Source organism: Isoptericola sp. NPDC057559 (genome assembly GCF_042801555.1).
GTDB lineage: Bacteria > Actinomycetota > Actinomycetes > Actinomycetales > Cellulomonadaceae > Isoptericola.
On the sequence record NZ_JBHVFQ010000021.1, the window covers coordinates 36,071 to 51,464 of the forward strand.

Here is a 15,394-nt window from a genome sequence, read left to right on the forward strand (position 1 = left end):
TCCCGGCGAGAATTCGCCCGCTGCCGCGCAGCCGCGGTCGCCGTTCCGTACCTATCCTGCCTGGATGGGGGCACGGACGACGGCGCGCCGGCCGGTGGCGCAGCTGCTGATCGACTCCGTGACGCCCGCCGGACAGGCCCCGCCCACCCCGCTCGACGGCGTCTCGCTGGAGCTGCTGGCCGACGCCGCGCAGGACCACCGCGTGCTGCCGGCGGTCGCGAAGCGGGTCGCGGACAGGCCGGACTGTCCCGAACCCTGGCGCGCGCCGCTGCGTCGCGCCCGTGACGAGCAGGTCGTGCGGCACCTGGGGGCGCTCGCGGAGCTCACCTCGCTGGGTGCCGCGCTCGACCGCGCCGGGGTGCCGTGGGCGGTCGCCAAGGGCCCTGCGGCCGCTGCGCTCTGGGCGGCGCCGGACATGCGCGAGTACTACGACCTCGACCTGTACGTCCCGCGGGCGGCGTTCCGTCAGGCGGTCGAGGCGCTGGAGGACGCCGGGTGCTCGGGCGTCGACCGCAACTGGCCGCTCATGGCGTCGGACCGCCGGGCGGAGTACGCGATGCGGGGACCGCTGGGCGTCCATGTCGACCTCCACTGGGACATCGCGGTCCCGCACGACGTCCGACGCAGCTTCCGGACGGACCCCGCCGGGATGATCGGGCGGCGTCGGACCGTGGCGGCGGGCGGCGGCCGTGCCGTCCCCACCTTCGACGCCGTCGACACGGTGCTGGTCCTGGCCTTCCACGCCGCGCAGGCCGGGGCGGGCCGCCTCATGTGGCTGGTGGACGTGGCCCAGGCCGTCGCGGCGTGCGACGGGACGCGCGACGAGATCGGGTCGCGGGCCCGCAGCATGCGCCTCGAGGCGCCCGTCGGGCTCGTCGTCGACCGGGCGGCGCGCGTCCTCGGCGACCTCGGCGGGACCGGGCTGCGGGCGCCGCGTGCCTGGCGGAGCTCGGCGGCCGCGCTGGACCGGCGCCACGGCTTCCCGGACCTGCCGGGGGACCCGCACCGCGGCGGGCGCCTCTACGCGAGCGCGCGACCGGGCGGTTGGGGCACGGTGACGGCCTTCGTGGGGGGCGTCCTCGCCCACCGCCGCATCGAGCGCGCGCTCCGTCGGGGTGACACGGACGCCGGCGAGAAGGCGCTGCGCCTCGACGTCCCCGACGCGCGCGCCCGGGACGACTACTTCCGGTTCGTGGACTCCGGGAGGGGCTGAGGGGAGGCCGGCGGGAGACGGTGGGCGAGCAGGACCACCCACGGCGCGAGCACGCCCGCGAGGAGGATCCCGCCCAGGACGTCGGACGGCCGGTGGGCGGACGACGCGACGTTCGCCCACGCGGTGAGCAGGACGCAGGAGGCGAGCGCCGCCGTCTGCCAGGGACGGGCGCGGTCCCGCAGCAGGATCGCGACCGCGACGCACGCGGCCGCGAGGGTGGCCGTGTGGGCGCTCGGGAACGTGTTCTCCAGGTATCCGTTGGCCCCGAGGTACGGCCGGGTCAGGACGAGGTCCCGCAGCGCGGTCGCCAGCGCCAGGGCGACGAGCGGCAGGCTCGCGGCGGCGGCCAGCACCGGACGGGGTTCCCGCCGCGCGGCGGACACGAGCGCCCCCACCAGGCCGCAGGCCACGAGCCCCGGCAGGAGCGCCCGCACGAGCCGGGCGACGCCCGCGGCCGCCGGCTCGGGCGCGGCGAGCAGGGCGAGGCCGGCGACGTCAACCTGCTGCCCCGGCGCGGTGAGCACCGCCGTCACGAAGAGCGCGGCGCACAGGGCGGCCGACACGGCGGAGGCCGCCAGCGCGGCGCCGAGTGTGAACCGCCGCAGGGGAACCCGGGACCGTCGAGCCACGGTCACGGTCCGTGCTGCCCGGCACCGCTCACGAGGCGTTCGCCATCGTCCGGTCCAGCTCGGCCTCCACGTGCCGCGCGATCTCCAGCGACGCGGTGGCGGCGGGCGACGGAGCGTTGATGACGTGCACCTGCCGCGGGGCGGTGCGGATCAGGAAGTCGTCGACGAGGGACCCGTCGCGGTGCAGGGCCTGGGCGCGCACGCCGGCGGGGGCGGGGTGCAGGTCGTCGGCGGTGGTACCGGGAAGCAGCCGCGCCACGGACGCGGCGAACAGCGTGCGGGACATCGAGCGGGCCACCTCGGCGGCGCCGGGCACGAGGTTGCGCCCCGCCAGCCGCCACAGCCCGGGCCAGGACGCCGCGTCCGCGACGTCGCGCCACGCGACGTCGCGGCGCCGGTAGCCCTCGCGCGCGAGGGCGAGGACGGCGTTGGGGCCGGCGTGCACGTCGCCGTGCACGCCGCGCGTGAGGTGCACGCCGAGGAACGGGAACCGGGGGTCGGGCACCGGGTAGACGAGGCCGCGCACGCGGTCGGCGGCGCGGGGGGCGAGGTCGAAGTACTCGCCGCGGAACGGCACGATGCGCGCGCCGGGGTCGACGCCGCACGCCAGGGCCAGCCGGTCGGCGTGCAGGCCGCCGCACACGACGAGGGCGTCGGCGGCGAGCTCGTGCCGGTGGTGGCTGCGGACCACGTCGACGTCGAGGCGCACGTGCGTACCCACCACCTCGGCCGCGTGCAGCGCACGGCCGAGCAGCACGGTGCCGCCGGCGTCGCGGACCTGCCGGGCGAGGACGGCGCAGACCTCGCGGTAGTCGACGACGCCGGTCGTCTCCACGCGCAGCGCGCCGACGCAGGCGATGTCGGGCTCGTGCTCGCGCGCCTCGACGGGGTCGAGCTCGCGGACCGGGACCCCGTTGGCGGCGCCGCGCTCGGCCAGCGCGTGCAGCCGGTCGCGCTCGCCGGCGTCGGTGGCGACGACGAGCTTGCCCGTGGTGGCCACGGGCACGCCGTGCTCGGCGGCGAAGCGCGTCATGGAGGCGGCGCCGGCGACGCCGAGCCGGGCCTTGAGGCTGCCGGGCGCGTAGTAGAGGCCGGAGTGGATGACGCCGGAGTTGCGGCCGGTCTGGTGGCAGGCGAGCTCGTGCTCCTTCTCCAGCACCGTGACCTCGTCGCCGCGGCCGGCGAGGCGTGCCGCCGTCGCGAGCCCGATGATCCCGCCCCCGACGACGATGACGCGCACGTGGCCTCCCCGGTCCGGCAGACGGTGGCGGGCCGGGTCCCTGGCTCGGCCCGCCGCGTCCCAGCATGGCAGCCGGAGCGGCGCGTGAGGAGCGCCGCCGGGGTGAACGACGGGGTGAACCGTGGCGCAGGTCGCGCCACGACCTGCCGCGACGTGCGGCGCGAGGCGTGCGCCCTCCTGCATAGTGGGAGGAGCAGGACGCGGTCGGGCGCGCCCGTCGCGCGGCGTCGACGAGGAGGAACGGTCATGAGCCAGGACGACGGCAACCAGCCAGACCCGTACGCACCGCGGCCGGAGCAGCCGGCGGAGCCCCAGCCGCCGCAGCCGGGGGCGCCGCAGCCGGACGCGGCCCACGAGTACCCGTCCGCGCAGCACCCGGACCAGGGTGCGCCCCCGCCGGACCCCTACCAGCAGCCGCCGGGCTACCCGCAGCCGGGCGCGGGCCAGCAGCCGGGACCGGAGCCGCAGCCGGGCGGCGTGCCGACGTACGGCGACCCGTCGCAGCAGTACGCGCAGCAGCCCTACGGCCAGCAGCAGCCCTACGGCCAGCAGCCGCCGGGGTACCCGCAGCATCCGTACGCCCAGCCGTACGGGCAGCAGCCCTACGCGCCGTCGGCGGGTACGGACGGGTGGTCGATCGCGGCGCTGGTCACGGGCATCCTCGGCCTGGCGGTCGTGCCGGTGGTGCTGGGCATCATCAGCCTCTCGCGGATCTCGCGCACGGGGCAGCAGGGCAAGGGGATGGCGATCGCCGGCATCGTGCTGGGCGCGATCGGGATCGTCGCGTGGATCCTGTTCATCGTGTTCGCGGTGGCGTTCGTGTCCAACATCGACCCGGAGGACTTCAGGACGTCGTTCGACTCGTCCGCGCTCCTGCTGGTGCGGTAGCGCGCCCCGGCGGTTGCGAAGGTCCTGCGTGGAGTCCCGTCGGGCCTGCCGCCGGGGGCCGTCGGGTGGGTAGCATCGCGGGTCGGACGGCGCCCGGCGCGACGACGCACCACCGTGCGCGACGGCGTGGGCACCGGCCGTCCGGAACCGGCCGACGCCGCACCGACCTGGAGGACCATGAGCCACCCGCGCGGGTACGACGCCCACGACACCCCGCCCACCCGGGCGATCCCGCCGCGCGAGGACGGCACCCAGGTCGTGCCGGTCCCGGCGCCGCCGCCCGAGGGCGCCGGGACCCAGGTGCTCCCGCCGTACGGCGCGGACCGGACGGAGGTCTTCGCGGCGCAGGGCGCCGAGAGGACGCAGGTCTTCGCGGCCCAGGTCCTCGGGGCGCAGGGCGCCGACGCGACGCAGGTCTTCGCGGCCCAGGGCGCCGACGCGACGCAGGTCCTCGGGGCGCAGGGCGCCGACGCGACGCAGGCGCTGGCCCCGCAGGCCGCGGACCGGACCGAGGTGTTCGCGGCGCAGCCGCTCGACCGGACGCAGATGCTGGCCCCGCAGACGGCGGGCACGACCCCGCTGCCGGCTCCGCCGCTGAGGACGGCGTCGTCCCGGCCGGTGGGCTCGCGCCCCGCCCCCGTGGCCGCCCCCCAGGCGGCGGCCCCCGCTCCCGCACCGGCTCCGGCGCAGCGCCCGGCGCCGTCGGCCGCGCCGCCCTCGCCGTGGGCCGCGGCGCCGGCTCCCGCTCCGGCCGCCCCCGCGCACGCGGCCCGGCCCCCGCAGCGGCGCGGCACGGAGCCGTCGGCGGTGGCGGCCCTGGTCACCGGGATCTTCGGGTTCGTGGTGCCGCTGCTGGGCGTGGTCGCGATCGTGCTGGGCGGCGTGGGCCTGGACCGCACGCGCCGGCGCGGCACGGGCGGCCGCGGCATGGCGGCCACGGGGCTGACGTTCGGCTCGATCCAGGTGGTGTTCACGGCGATCGTCGTGATCGCGGGCCTGATGCTGTGGAACACGTACGGCGACGACATCGAGCAGGCCCTGGCGCAGGCCGAGGACCTCACGCAGACCGACCTGTCCGTCCCCGACCTGCTGCTGGGCGGCCTCTCGAGCGGCATGTCCTTCGACGACCTCCGGGACCTCGCCGGGACCCTCGGCGACGCCGACCGCCTGCAGGAGCTGGGCGGCCAGTGCCAGGCGGGCGACCCCACCTCCTGCGAGGACCTCCTGGGCAGCCTCCCGGACGGCATCCGCGACCAGCTCCCCGAGGACCTGAGCGGCCAGCTCCCGGGCCGCTGACCCCCCGCCGTCCGGCCCGTCGCCGACCAGGCGGTTGCGCACCTTCCGAGGCCTCGGAAGGTGCGCAACCGCCTGTTCGGCGTCCCGGGAGGGCGGCGTCGGAGGCGCGGCGTAGGCTGGTTCGGCACGCCCGGCACCCCGCCGGTCGCACGGTTCCACGGCCCGACGACGCAGGCGCCCCACGCCTCCGCCGTCCCCGGGAACCCCGTGCGTCCCGGGGAGAGCTGGGCCTGTCGTCGTGCCCGCATCGAGCTCCGACACCTCAGCGCTCCGACACCTCAGCGCCCCGACCGACCAGCGCCCCGACCGCGTCGCACCAGAAGGACCTCGCATGAACCTCACCGGCATCGTCCCCGCCCTCCTCGCCGACCCCGGCGCCGCCGCCGCGCTGGAGCACGTCCGGGCGCGGGGCTTCGCCGACGTCGTGGGGCCGGTGGGCGTGCGCGCGCCGCTGCTGGCGGCGGCGGCCGAGCGGCGCCCGCTGGTGGTCGTCACGGCGACGGGCCGCGAGGCCGACGAGCTCGCCGCGTCCGTGCGCGCGTACCTGCCGGACGAGCAGGCGGACGAGGTCGCCGTCCTGCCCGCCTGGGAGACGCTGCCGCACGAGCGGCTCTCGCCCCGCGCGGACACGGTCGCGAAGCGGCTCGCGGTGTTCCGCCGGCTGGCGCACCCGGCGCCCGAGACCGGCCCGACCGGCCCGATCCGGCTGCTCGTCATGCCGGCCCGGGCGCTGCTGCAGCCGGTGGTCGAGGGCCTCGGCGAGCTGGAGCCGGTCGAGCTGCACACGGGGACGACGGCGGACCTCACGGACGTGTCGGACCGCCTCGTCGGCGCGGCCTACTCCCGCGTGGACATGGTGGAGCGCCGCGGCGAGTTCGCGGTGCGCGGCGGCATCCTCGACGTCTTCCCGCCCACCGAGGACCACCCGCTGCGCATCGAGTTCTGGGGCGACGAGGTGACGGAGATCCGCTGGTTCGCCGTCGCCGACCAGCGCTCGCTCGAGATCGCGGAGCAGGGCCTGTGGGCGCCGCCGTGCCGCGAGATCCTGCTGACCGACGCGGTGCGGCAGCGCGCGGCGGGCCTGGTCGAGCGCCTGCCCGGCGCGATCGAGATGCTCGACAAGCTCGCGGCCGGCGTCGCCGTCGAGGGCATGGAGTCCCTCGCTCCCGTGCTCGTGGACCGCATGGTGCCCGTGCTCGAGCTGGTGCCCGACGACGCGCTGCTCGTCATCGACGAGCCCGAGCGCGTGCGCAGGCGCGCCCATGATCTGGTCGCGACGACCGAGGAGTTCCTCGCCGCGGCCTGGACGGGGGCCGTCGCCGGGGGAGCGGCGCCCATCGACCTGTCGGCGGCGTCGTTCGAGACGTTCACCGAGGTGCGGGACGTCGCGGCCCGTCGCGGTCTGGGCTGGTGGACGCTGTCGTCGTTCGGCCTCGACGCGCCCACCACGGACGGGTCCGACGGGTCCGAGGACGAGCTCGCGGGCAGCGCCGTCGCGCCGACGTCCGAGGTGGACGGCGTCACGACCTTCACCGTGGCCGCGCGCGACGTCGAGTCCTACCGCGGCGACCTGCAGCGCGCGCTCGACGACGTGCAGACGCTGCAGCGCGCGGGCTGGCGGCTGCTGCTCACCACGGAGGGCCACGGCCCCGCGAAGCGCATGGTCGAGCAGCTCTCCGCGGCGGACACGGCGGCCCGGCTCGTCACGGCGCTGGGGGAGGAGCCCGAGGGCGGGGTCGTGCTCGTCGCGCCCGCGCTGGTCGGCAAGGGCTTCGTGGCCACGGACCTGAGGCTCGCGGTGTTCAGCGAGTCCGACCTCACCGGTCGCCAGGGCTCCACGACGCGCGACATGCGCAGGATGCCGAGCCGGCGGCGCAACGTCGTCGACCCGCTGCAGCTGCGCGGCGGCGACTTCGTCGTGCACGAGCAGCACGGCGTGGGCCGCTTCGTCGAGATGGTGCAGCGCACGCTCGGCGCGGGGGCCAACGCGGCGACGCGCGAGTACCTCGTCATCGAGTACGCGTCGTCCAAGCGGGGCCAGCCCGGGGACCGCCTGTTCGTGCCGATGGACCAGCTCGACCAGGTCACCAAGTACACGGGCGGCGAGTCGCCGTCGCTGTCGAAGATGGGCGGCGCGGACTGGAAGAACACCAAGGCGCGCGCCCGCAAGCACGTGCGCGAGATCGCGGGCGAGCTCATCCGCCTCTACTCGGCCCGCATGGCCACGCAGGGCCACGCGTTCGGCCCGGACACGCCGTGGCAGCGCGAGCTCGAGGACGCGTTCGCCTACGTCGAGACGCCCGACCAGCTCGTGACCATCGACGAGGTCAAGGCCGACATGGAGAAGGCGGTGCCGATGGACCGCCTGATCTGCGGCGACGTCGGCTACGGCAAGACGGAGATCGCCATCCGCGCCGCGTTCAAGGCGGTGCAGGACGGCAAGCAGGTGGCCGTCCTGGTCCCCACGACGCTGCTGGTGCAGCAGCACTTCGACACGTTCTCCGAGCGGTACGCCGGGTTCCCCGTGACGGTGCGCGCGCTGTCCCGCTTCCAGTCGGACAAGGAGTCGGCGGAGACGGTCGAGGGGCTCGGCAAGGGCACCGTCGACATCGTCATCGGCACCCACCGCCTGCTCACCGGCTCGGTGCGGTTCAAGGACCTCGGGCTGGTGATCGTCGACGAGGAGCAGCGGTTCGGCGTCGAGCACAAGGAGACGCTCAAGCAGCTGCGCACCAACGTGGACGTGCTGGCCATGTCCGCGACGCCGATCCCGCGCACGCTGGAGATGGCCGTGACGGGCATCCGCGAGATGTCGACGCTCGCCACCCCGCCCGAGGAGCGCCACCCCGTGCTCACCTACGTGGGCGCCTACGAGGAGAAGCAGATCGCGGCGGCGACCCGTCGCGAGCTGCTGCGCGAGGGCCAGGTCTTCTACGTGCACAACAAGGTGGAGACCATCCAGAAGACGGCGTCGCGCCTCGCGGAGCTCGTGCCCGAGGCCCGGATCGGCGTGGCGCACGGCAAGATGAGCGAGCACCAGCTGGACCAGGTGATCCGCGCCTTCTGGGAGAAGGAGCTGGACGTGCTGGTCTGCACCACGATCATCGAGACCGGCCTGGACATCTCCAACGCCAACACCCTGATCCTGGAGCGGGCGGACGTGCTCGGGCTGTCGCAGCTGCACCAGCTGCGCGGCCGCGTGGGCCGTGGCCGCGAGCGGGCGTACGCCTACTTCCTGTACCCGCCGGAGCGGCCGCTGACGGACACCGCGCACGACCGGCTGTCGACCATGGCGGCGCACACCGACCTCGGCGCGGGCATGCAGATCGCGATGAAGGACCTGGAGATCCGCGGCGCCGGCAACCTGCTGGGCGGCGAGCAGTCGGGCCACATCGCGGGCGTGGGCTTCGACCTGTACGTGCGGATGGTGGGCGAGGCCGTGGCCGCCTTCCGCGGCGACGGGGAGGAGGAGCAGCCCGACGTCACCATCGAGCTGCCCGTGGACGCGCACCTGCCCGAGTCGTACATCGCCACGGAGCGGCTGCGCCTCGAGGCGTACCGGAAGATCGCCGCCGCGCAGGACGGGCCCGCCCTCGCCGAGGTGCGCGCCGAGCTCGTGGACCGCTACGGCACCCTGCCCGAGGTCGCCTCCGCCCTGTTCGACGTGGCGGACTTCCGCAACCACGCGCGCCGCGCCGGGCTCACCGACGTCACCGCGCAGGGCAAGTTCATCCGGTTCGCGCCGGTGGAGCTCGCGGAGTCCGCGCAGCTGCGCCTCAAGCGGCTGTACCCGGGCACGATCCTCAAGCCGGCCATCCGCGCGGTCCTCGTGCCCTTCCCGACGACGGCGCGCATCGGCGGCCGGCCCCTGCGCGGCGCGGAGGTGCTCGCGTGGGCGCGCCAGCTCATCGACGCCGTGGTCCTCGGGGAGGTCTCCGCCGCCGCGAGCGTGGGCACGGGCGCGCGCTGACGGGCGGGCCGGCGGGAGGAACGACAGGGGCCGACGGCGGGAGTCAGCCGAACGACTGCGCGGTCGCCCGGTCGACGTCGACCAGGTAGACGATCCGCTCCTCGCCGCGCGGGTAGTCGGCGCCGGTGTACGCGCGGGCGAGGCGGTCCACGGCCGCCCAGCCCGCGTCGCCGAGCAGCACCCGGACCACGTGGCCGCGCAGCATCGCCATCTCCCACGGCCGCTCGGTGTGCGTGACGGAGACCGCGACGCGCGGGTCGCGGTCCACGTTGCGACCCTTCTGCGACCGGGGCCCGGTGAGGAAGGCCAGCCGGTCGCCCTCCCACCCCACCCACAGGGGCACGCTGTGCGGCGACCCGTCCGGCAGCAGCGTCGCGAGGTGCGCGACGTGCGGCTCGGCGACGAGCGTGCGGGCGAGGTCGGGCAGGTGCGCGGGGCCGGGCAGCGGTGCCGGGCCGGCCGCCGGAGCGGTGGTCATGCAGGGGACGACCGGCGCACCGCGCGGAACTGAGCGCCCGCCCCGCTTTCACCTCGTTTCGGCAGGTGGGAACGGCCGCGCGTCCCTAGCATGAGCCGGAGGGGGCGCCGTGCGGGGCCCGCCCGCGCCGTCCCGGCGCGGGGCCCCGGCGACGGGCGACGGACGGAGGCCACCATGAGCGGGACGACCGACGGGACGGGCGCCGGGCTGCCGGAGGACCAGGCGGCGCGCCTGGCCGCGCTCGAACGGGAGAACGCCGAGCTGCGCGCGCGGCTGGCCGCCGGCGGCCCGCCGGTCGTCGTGGCCGCGCCCCCGCCCGCCCGGCGGGAGCCGCGCCACCGGGGTCGTGCGGCGGCCGCCGTCGTGCTGGTCGTCCTCGGCGCGCTGCTCGCGCCCGTCGCGGTGGTGGCCGCGTGGGCGGAGCGCACGCTCACCGACACGGACCGGTACGTCGCCACGGTGGGCCCGCTCGCGTCGGACCCCGCGATCCAGGGCGCCGTCGCCGGGCGGCTCACCGACGTGGTGATGCAGCAGATCGACGTCCAGGCCATCCTCGGCACCGTGGTCGACGGGCTGGAGCAGCAGGGCGTCGGGCCGCGCGCCACGGACGCGCTCACCCAGCTCGAGGGGCCGCTCACCAGCGGCGTCGAGTCGTTCGTGCGCCGCGCGGCCGACGGCGTCGTGACCAGCGACGCGTTCCAGGACGCCTGGGTGCAGGCCAACCGGGTGGCGCACCAGCAGCTCGTCGCGACGATGAAGGGCGAGGGCGGCGAGCTGCTGCAGATCGGTCAGGACGGCCAGCTCACCATCCAGCTCTCCGGCATGATCGACCTGCTCAAGCAGCGCCTGGTGGACCGGGGGCTCGGGATCGCGGCGAGGATCCCGGAGGTGAACGCCACGTTCACCCTCATGCAGACGTCGCAGCTGGTGCAGGTGCAGAACCGGTACGCCCAGCTCGTGGCGCTGGGCACGTGGCTGCCGTGGATCTCGCTCGCACTGCTGGCGGCCGGCGTGCTCGTCGCGCGGCACAAGTCGCGCACCCTCGTGGTGGCCGGGCTGTCGCTCGCGGCCGCGATGGTGCTGCTCGCCGTCGGGCTCGCGATCGCGCGGGGGCTGTACATCGACGCGCTCAAGGACGTGGTGCTGCGGCTGGACGCCGCCGAGGTGCTGTTCGACCAGGTCGTGTCGTTCCTGCGCGTCGCGCTGCGCACGGTGGGCGTGCTCGGCCTGGTGGTCGCGCTCGTCGCCTACCTGGGCGGGAGCAGCGCGTCGGCCCGCTCCCTGCGCGCGGGCGCCGGGCGCGGGTTCGCGTGGGTGCGGGACTACGGCGAGGGGCGCGGCGTGTCGACCGGGCCGGTGGGCACGTGGCTGGGCCGGTACCGCACCCTGGTCCGCGTGGTGATCATCGTCGTCGCCGCGCTGGTGCTGCTGCTCGCGGGCAGCCCCACGCCGGGGCTCATCATCGGCACGGCCCTGGTGGCCGGCGTCCTCATCGCCCTGCTGGAGCTGGTGGCGCGGCCGCCCCTCCCCGAGGACGAGGCCCCCGCGGACGACGGCTCCGGGCCGCCCGACCTGCCGGCCGCGGCGCAGCCCGGGCACTGACCGACCCTACGAGCACGGGTAGCGCGTGCCGACGTCGTGCCGGTGCGGTGAACGTGCGGGCGCGGAAGGCCCGGCGCGCGGGGCGCCCCGCTAGCGTGGCGCGTCGTGACCACCACCGACGTCGAGATCACCGCCGACCTCGTCCGCGACCTGCTGCGCGAGCAGCACCCGGACCTCGCCGACCTCCCGCTGCGCCTCGGCGCCCGCGGGTGGGACAACCAGCTCTGGCGCCTGGGCGACGACCTCGCCGTCCGGCTCCCGTGGGCGACGGACAGCGCCGACGCGCTGCTGCGCAAGGAGCACGCCTGGCTGCCCGGCCTCGCGCCGCTCCTGCCGCTGCCGGTCCCCGTGCCGCAGCGGCTCGGCGAGCCCGGCGCGCTGTTCGGACGGCCGTGGATCGTCACGACGTGGGTGCCCGGCGAGCCCGCCGACCGCGCACCCCTCACCGCCCCGGAGGCGGCCGGCGACCTGGCCGGGTTCCTGTCCGCGCTGCACCGGCCCGCCCCCGACGGCGCGCCCGCGGGCCGCGGCCGCGGCGGCCCCCTGGCGGAGCACACCGACGGGTTCGAGCAGGGGCTCGCGGAGACGGTCGAGCGCGGGCTGGTCACCGACCCGGAGGCCGTGCGCGCCGTCTGGCAGGACGCGCTCGCCGCTCCGGCGTGGGACGGCCCGCCGGTGTGGCTGCACGCCGACCTGCACCCGGCCAACGTCGTCACCGCGGACGGCGGCCTGTGCGGCGTCGTCGACTTCGGCGACCTCTGCACGGGCGACCCGGCCTACGACCTCTCCGCCGTGTGGCGGCTGCTGCCCGCCGGCACGGAGGGCGCGTTCTACGCCGCCTACCGGCCCGGCGCCGACGAGGCCACCCGTCGCCGCGCCCGCGGGTGGGCGGCGGCCGCCGCGCTGGGCGGCCTGCTCGTCGGCGAGGCGGGCGTGCACGGCCGTCCGGGCGGCAAGGCCACCTGGGGCCCGCCGGCCCGCGCCTGCCTGGCCCGCCTCGTCGCGACGGTGTGACCCGAGGGCGCCCGGCCGCGGACGCCGACCCGTCCGGCCGCGCGTAGCGTGGACGTCGTGGAGCTCACCGCGGACGCCGTCGTCGCGGACCTGCGCGCGGTCGCGGACCCGGCGGCGCACCCGAACCGGCACTACGCGGGGCGGGGCGAGGTGCTGGGCGTGCGGATGGGCACGCTCTTCGACGTGGCGAAGCGGTACGCCGCGATGCCGCTCGACGAGGTGCACCGGCTGCTCGACGAGCCCGCGTACGAGCCGCGGCTCGCCGCCTTCTGCGTGCTGGACTTCGCGGTGCGGCGGCGGGTCACGGACGCCGAGCGGGAGGCGCGCTACCGCGTCTACCTCGACCGCCACGACCGCATCGACACGTGGGACATGGTGGACCGGGCGGCGCCGCGGGTCGTCGGGGTCTACCTGCGGGACCGCTCGCGGGAGCCGCTGTTCGAGCTGGCGCGCTCGGACGACCCGCTGCGCCGCCGCACGGCGCTCACCGCGCCGCTGGCGTTCACCCGGCCGCCGCACCCGGACGGCATCGCGGACCTGCTCCGCCTCGTCGAGCTCCTGCACACCGACCCGGACCCGGTGGTCCGCCGGCCCGTCGGCATCGCGCTCAAGCACGCCGGCGCCGCCGACCCTGCGGCCGTGCGCGCGTTCCTCGACCGGATGGGCGACGCGCTCCCGGCACCGGTGCGTCGCGAGGCGCGGCTGAAGCTGCCCGCCGACCCGTGACCCCGTGTCAGGCGGGACCGCCGTCGCCCGTGGCCCGGCCGAGCTGGCCGGCGATGCGTCGTTCGAGGGCGTCGGTGGCCGCGTCCGGCAGGGCGAGGATGCCCTCGAGCTCCTTCGTCGCGCGCCGGTAGGCCGACTGCCGCTCCGCCTGCGAGGAGCCCTCGTCGTCGGCCAGCGCGAGGAGCTTCTTGGCGCGGTCGAGGGCCTGGCGCTCCGCCGGCGAGAAGTCCGACGCCCGTCGGCGTCGTGCCTCCCGCTCGGCGATGTCGAACCGCACCTGCATCTCGCGCACCGCGTCGCGGTACCGGTCCAGGCGGCGCCGGTCGCGCAGCGCGTCCAGGTTCTCGGGACGCAGGTCCTCCGCCTCCCGCCGCGCGCGGTGGAAGTCCACGGTGACCTGCTCGCGCATGTCGGACATCAGCGGGTACTCGACGGCCTTCACGGCGTCGAGCTCGTACTCCAGCCAGCGGTGCTGGGTCTCGTCGTGCGCGGCCACGGTGCGCTCGATCTCGCGGGAGAGCGCCTCGTCGTCGGCCTGCGCGGCCTGCTCGCCGGCGTGCTTGAGGCGGTACATCTCGATCTTGTCGCGCCGTCGCCGCTCGTCCCACACCTGGGCACCGCGGATCCACCCGCCGACGATGCCGCTCAACGGGAAGACCAGCCACCAGTAGGAACCGAGGAAGTCCCACATGCCGTGCACCCTCCCACGCTAGCGGGGGTGACCGCTCCGTGGTCGGGGGCGCCCGGGGTGGAGGGCCGGTCTAGGCTGGGGGCGTCAACCCAGCACCGTCGCGGGCGTCAGCGGCCCCGGGCACCTTCGCCTGGGCCTTGCCGCGCGGTCGCCTGCGAGCCCCGTCTGAAGGAGCAGCCCGTGGCAAGCATCGAAGCCGTTGGAGCACGCGAGATCCTCGACTCGCGCGGCAACCCCACCGTCGAGGTGGAGATCGCGCTGGACGACGGCACGTTCGCCCGTGCGGCCGTCCCGTCGGGCGCCTCGACCGGCGCCTTCGAGGCCGTCGAGCGTCGTGACGGCGACAAGGGGCGCTACCTGGGCAAGGGCGTCGAGGGCGCGGTCAACGCCGTCATCGACGACATCGCCCCCGAGCTCATCGGCTACGACGCCGAGGAGCAGCGCATCATCGACCAGACCCTGATCGAGCTGGACGGCACCCCGAACAAGGGCAAGCTGGGCGCCAACGCGATCCTCGGCGTCTCGCTCGCGGTCACGAAGGCGGCCGCGAAGTCGGCCGGCCTCGACCTGTTCCGCTACGTCGGCGGTCCCAACGCGCACGTCCTGCCGGTGCCGATGATGAACATCGTCAACGGCGGGTCGCACGCCGACTCGACCGTGGACTTCCAGGAGTTCATGATCGCGCCGATCGGCGCGCCGACCTTCAAGGAGGCCCTGCGCACCGGCGCCGAGGTCTACCACGCGCTCAAGAGCGTGCTGAAGGGCAAGGGCTTCTCCACGGGCCTCGGCGACGAGGGCGGCTTCGCCCCCGACCTGCCGTCGAACGTCGCCGCCCTGGACCTCATCGTCGAGGCGATCGAGAAGGCCGGCTTCGCGCCGGGCTCCGACGTCGCGATCGCGATGGACGTCGCCGCCACCGAGTTCTTCAAGGACGGCGCGTACCACTTCAAGAACGGCGAGGTGCACTCGACCGAGGACATGATCAAGCTCTACGAGAGCATGGTCGCGAACTACCCGATCGTCTCCATCGAGGACCCGCTGTCCGAGGACGAGTGGGGCGCCTGGACCCAGTTCGTGGCCGAGGTCGGCGACAAGGTGCAGGTCGTCGGCGACGACCTGTTCGTCACCAACCCGGAGCGCCTCGCCCGCGGCATCGAGGAGAAGGCCGCCAACTCGCTGCTGGTCAAGCTCAACCAGATCGGCACGCTCACCGAGACGCTCGACGCCGTGACGCTCGCGCAGCGCAACGGCTTCACCACGATGACCTCGCACCGCTCCGGCGAGACCGAGGACACCACGATCGCGGACCTGTCCGTGGCCACCAACGCCGGCCAGATCAAGACCGGTGCCCCGGCCCGCGGCGAGCGCATCAACAAGTACAACCAGCTCCTGCGCATCGAGGAGGCGCTGGACGACGCCGGTCGTTACGCCGGCCGTTCCGCCTTCCCGCGCTTCCAGGGCTGACACCCCGGAGGCTCGCAGGACCTGACCGACGGCCGGTCGCCCCCACGGGGCGGCCGGCCGTCGTCGTCCCGCCGTCCGCATCGAGCGTGCTGACTTGATCCGGAAAAAGGGCGGGGGGGGGTGAAGTCAGCACGCGGGATGGCGGGGCTGGGGGGGGCGGCCCCGGCCGGGCCCCGGGGCGGC

12 protein-coding genes are annotated in these 15,394 nt (G+C 75.9%); 8 read left to right on the forward strand and 4 right to left on the reverse strand.

Annotated features, from left to right (window positions below; all coding sequences use genetic code 11):
- The first annotated feature begins 64 nt into the window (after positions 1–64).
- Complete coding sequence (locus tag ACFU5J_RS16905; RefSeq protein ID WP_430577015.1) at positions 65–1,213, forward strand: nucleotidyltransferase family protein; 1,149 nt, start codon at positions 65–67, stop codon at positions 1,211–1,213.
- On the opposite strand, the gene ACFU5J_RS16910 is transcribed toward ACFU5J_RS16905, so the two are convergent.
- Both ACFU5J_RS16910 and lhgO read right to left on the reverse strand, forming a co-directional pair.
- Complete coding sequence (locus ACFU5J_RS16910; protein WP_430577016.1) at positions 1,180–1,842, reverse strand: phosphatase PAP2 family protein; 663 nt, start codon at positions 1,840–1,842, stop codon at positions 1,180–1,182. The two genes, ACFU5J_RS16905 and ACFU5J_RS16910, sit on opposite strands and share 34 nt — an antisense overlap.
- Before the next feature lie 28 nt (positions 1,843–1,870).
- Entirely contained in the window at positions 1,871–3,082 is a 1,212-nt protein-coding gene (gene lhgO / locus ACFU5J_RS16915; protein WP_430579509.1) for an L-2-hydroxyglutarate oxidase, read from the reverse strand.
- A 246-nt stretch (positions 3,083–3,328) separates the two neighbouring features.
- Between lhgO and ACFU5J_RS16920 the strand changes: the two genes are divergently transcribed.
- The 3 genes from ACFU5J_RS16920 to mfd all read left to right on the forward strand — a co-directional run bounded on the left by ACFU5J_RS16920 (position 3,329) and on the right by mfd (position 9,236).
- On the forward strand, positions 3,329–3,970 hold the full coding sequence (locus ACFU5J_RS16920) for a DUF4190 domain-containing protein (RefSeq protein WP_430579510.1): 642 nt from the start codon (positions 3,329–3,331) through the stop codon (positions 3,968–3,970).
- A gap of 177 nt (positions 3,971–4,147) precedes the next feature.
- Complete coding sequence (locus ACFU5J_RS16925) at positions 4,148–5,266, forward strand: DUF4190 domain-containing protein (protein WP_430579511.1); 1,119 nt, start codon at positions 4,148–4,150, stop codon at positions 5,264–5,266.
- A 331-nt stretch (positions 5,267–5,597) separates the two neighbouring features.
- Complete coding sequence (mfd, locus tag ACFU5J_RS16930; protein ID WP_430579512.1) at positions 5,598–9,236, forward strand: transcription-repair coupling factor; 3,639 nt, start codon at positions 5,598–5,600, stop codon at positions 9,234–9,236.
- Positions 9,237–9,279: 43 nt separating this feature from the next.
- Here the strand turns inward: mfd and ACFU5J_RS16935 are convergent, their stop codons facing one another.
- Positions 9,280–9,714 carry a TIGR03618 family F420-dependent PPOX class oxidoreductase gene (locus ACFU5J_RS16935; protein ID WP_430579513.1) on the reverse strand — a complete coding sequence of 145 codons (435 nt, stop codon included), beginning with the start codon at positions 9,712–9,714 and terminating at the stop codon, positions 9,280–9,282.
- A gap of 174 nt (positions 9,715–9,888) precedes the next feature.
- Here ACFU5J_RS16935 and ACFU5J_RS16940 point away from each other — a divergent pair, with 174 nt between their 5' ends.
- The 3 genes from ACFU5J_RS16940 to ACFU5J_RS16950 all read left to right on the forward strand — a co-directional run bounded on the left by ACFU5J_RS16940 (position 9,889) and on the right by ACFU5J_RS16950 (position 13,056).
- A complete protein-coding gene (locus tag ACFU5J_RS16940) occupies positions 9,889–11,316 on the forward strand; it encodes a hypothetical protein (protein WP_430577022.1) in 1,428 nt (475 codons plus the stop codon).
- 105 nt (positions 11,317–11,421) lie between these two features.
- Positions 11,422–12,330, forward strand: a complete 909-nt coding sequence (locus ACFU5J_RS16945) for a phosphotransferase (protein WP_430579514.1) — start codon at positions 11,422–11,424, stop codon at positions 12,328–12,330.
- 57 nt (positions 12,331–12,387) lie between these two features.
- The gene (locus ACFU5J_RS16950) at positions 12,388–13,056 is read left to right on the forward strand and encodes a DNA alkylation repair protein (RefSeq protein ID WP_430579515.1); all 669 of its coding nucleotides are present in this window, start codon (positions 12,388–12,390) and stop codon (positions 13,054–13,056) included.
- 7 nt (positions 13,057–13,063) lie between these two features.
- Here the strand turns inward: ACFU5J_RS16950 and ACFU5J_RS16955 are convergent, their stop codons facing one another.
- Positions 13,064–13,747, reverse strand: coding sequence for a hypothetical protein (locus tag ACFU5J_RS16955; RefSeq protein WP_430577378.1), 684 nt, complete (start codon positions 13,745–13,747; stop codon positions 13,064–13,066).
- 180 nt (positions 13,748–13,927) lie between these two features.
- Between ACFU5J_RS16955 and eno the strand changes: the two genes are divergently transcribed.
- Positions 13,928–15,211, forward strand: a complete 1,284-nt coding sequence (eno, locus tag ACFU5J_RS16960; RefSeq protein ID WP_430577025.1) for a phosphopyruvate hydratase — start codon at positions 13,928–13,930, stop codon at positions 15,209–15,211.
- Positions 15,212–15,394: the final 183 nt, after the last annotated feature.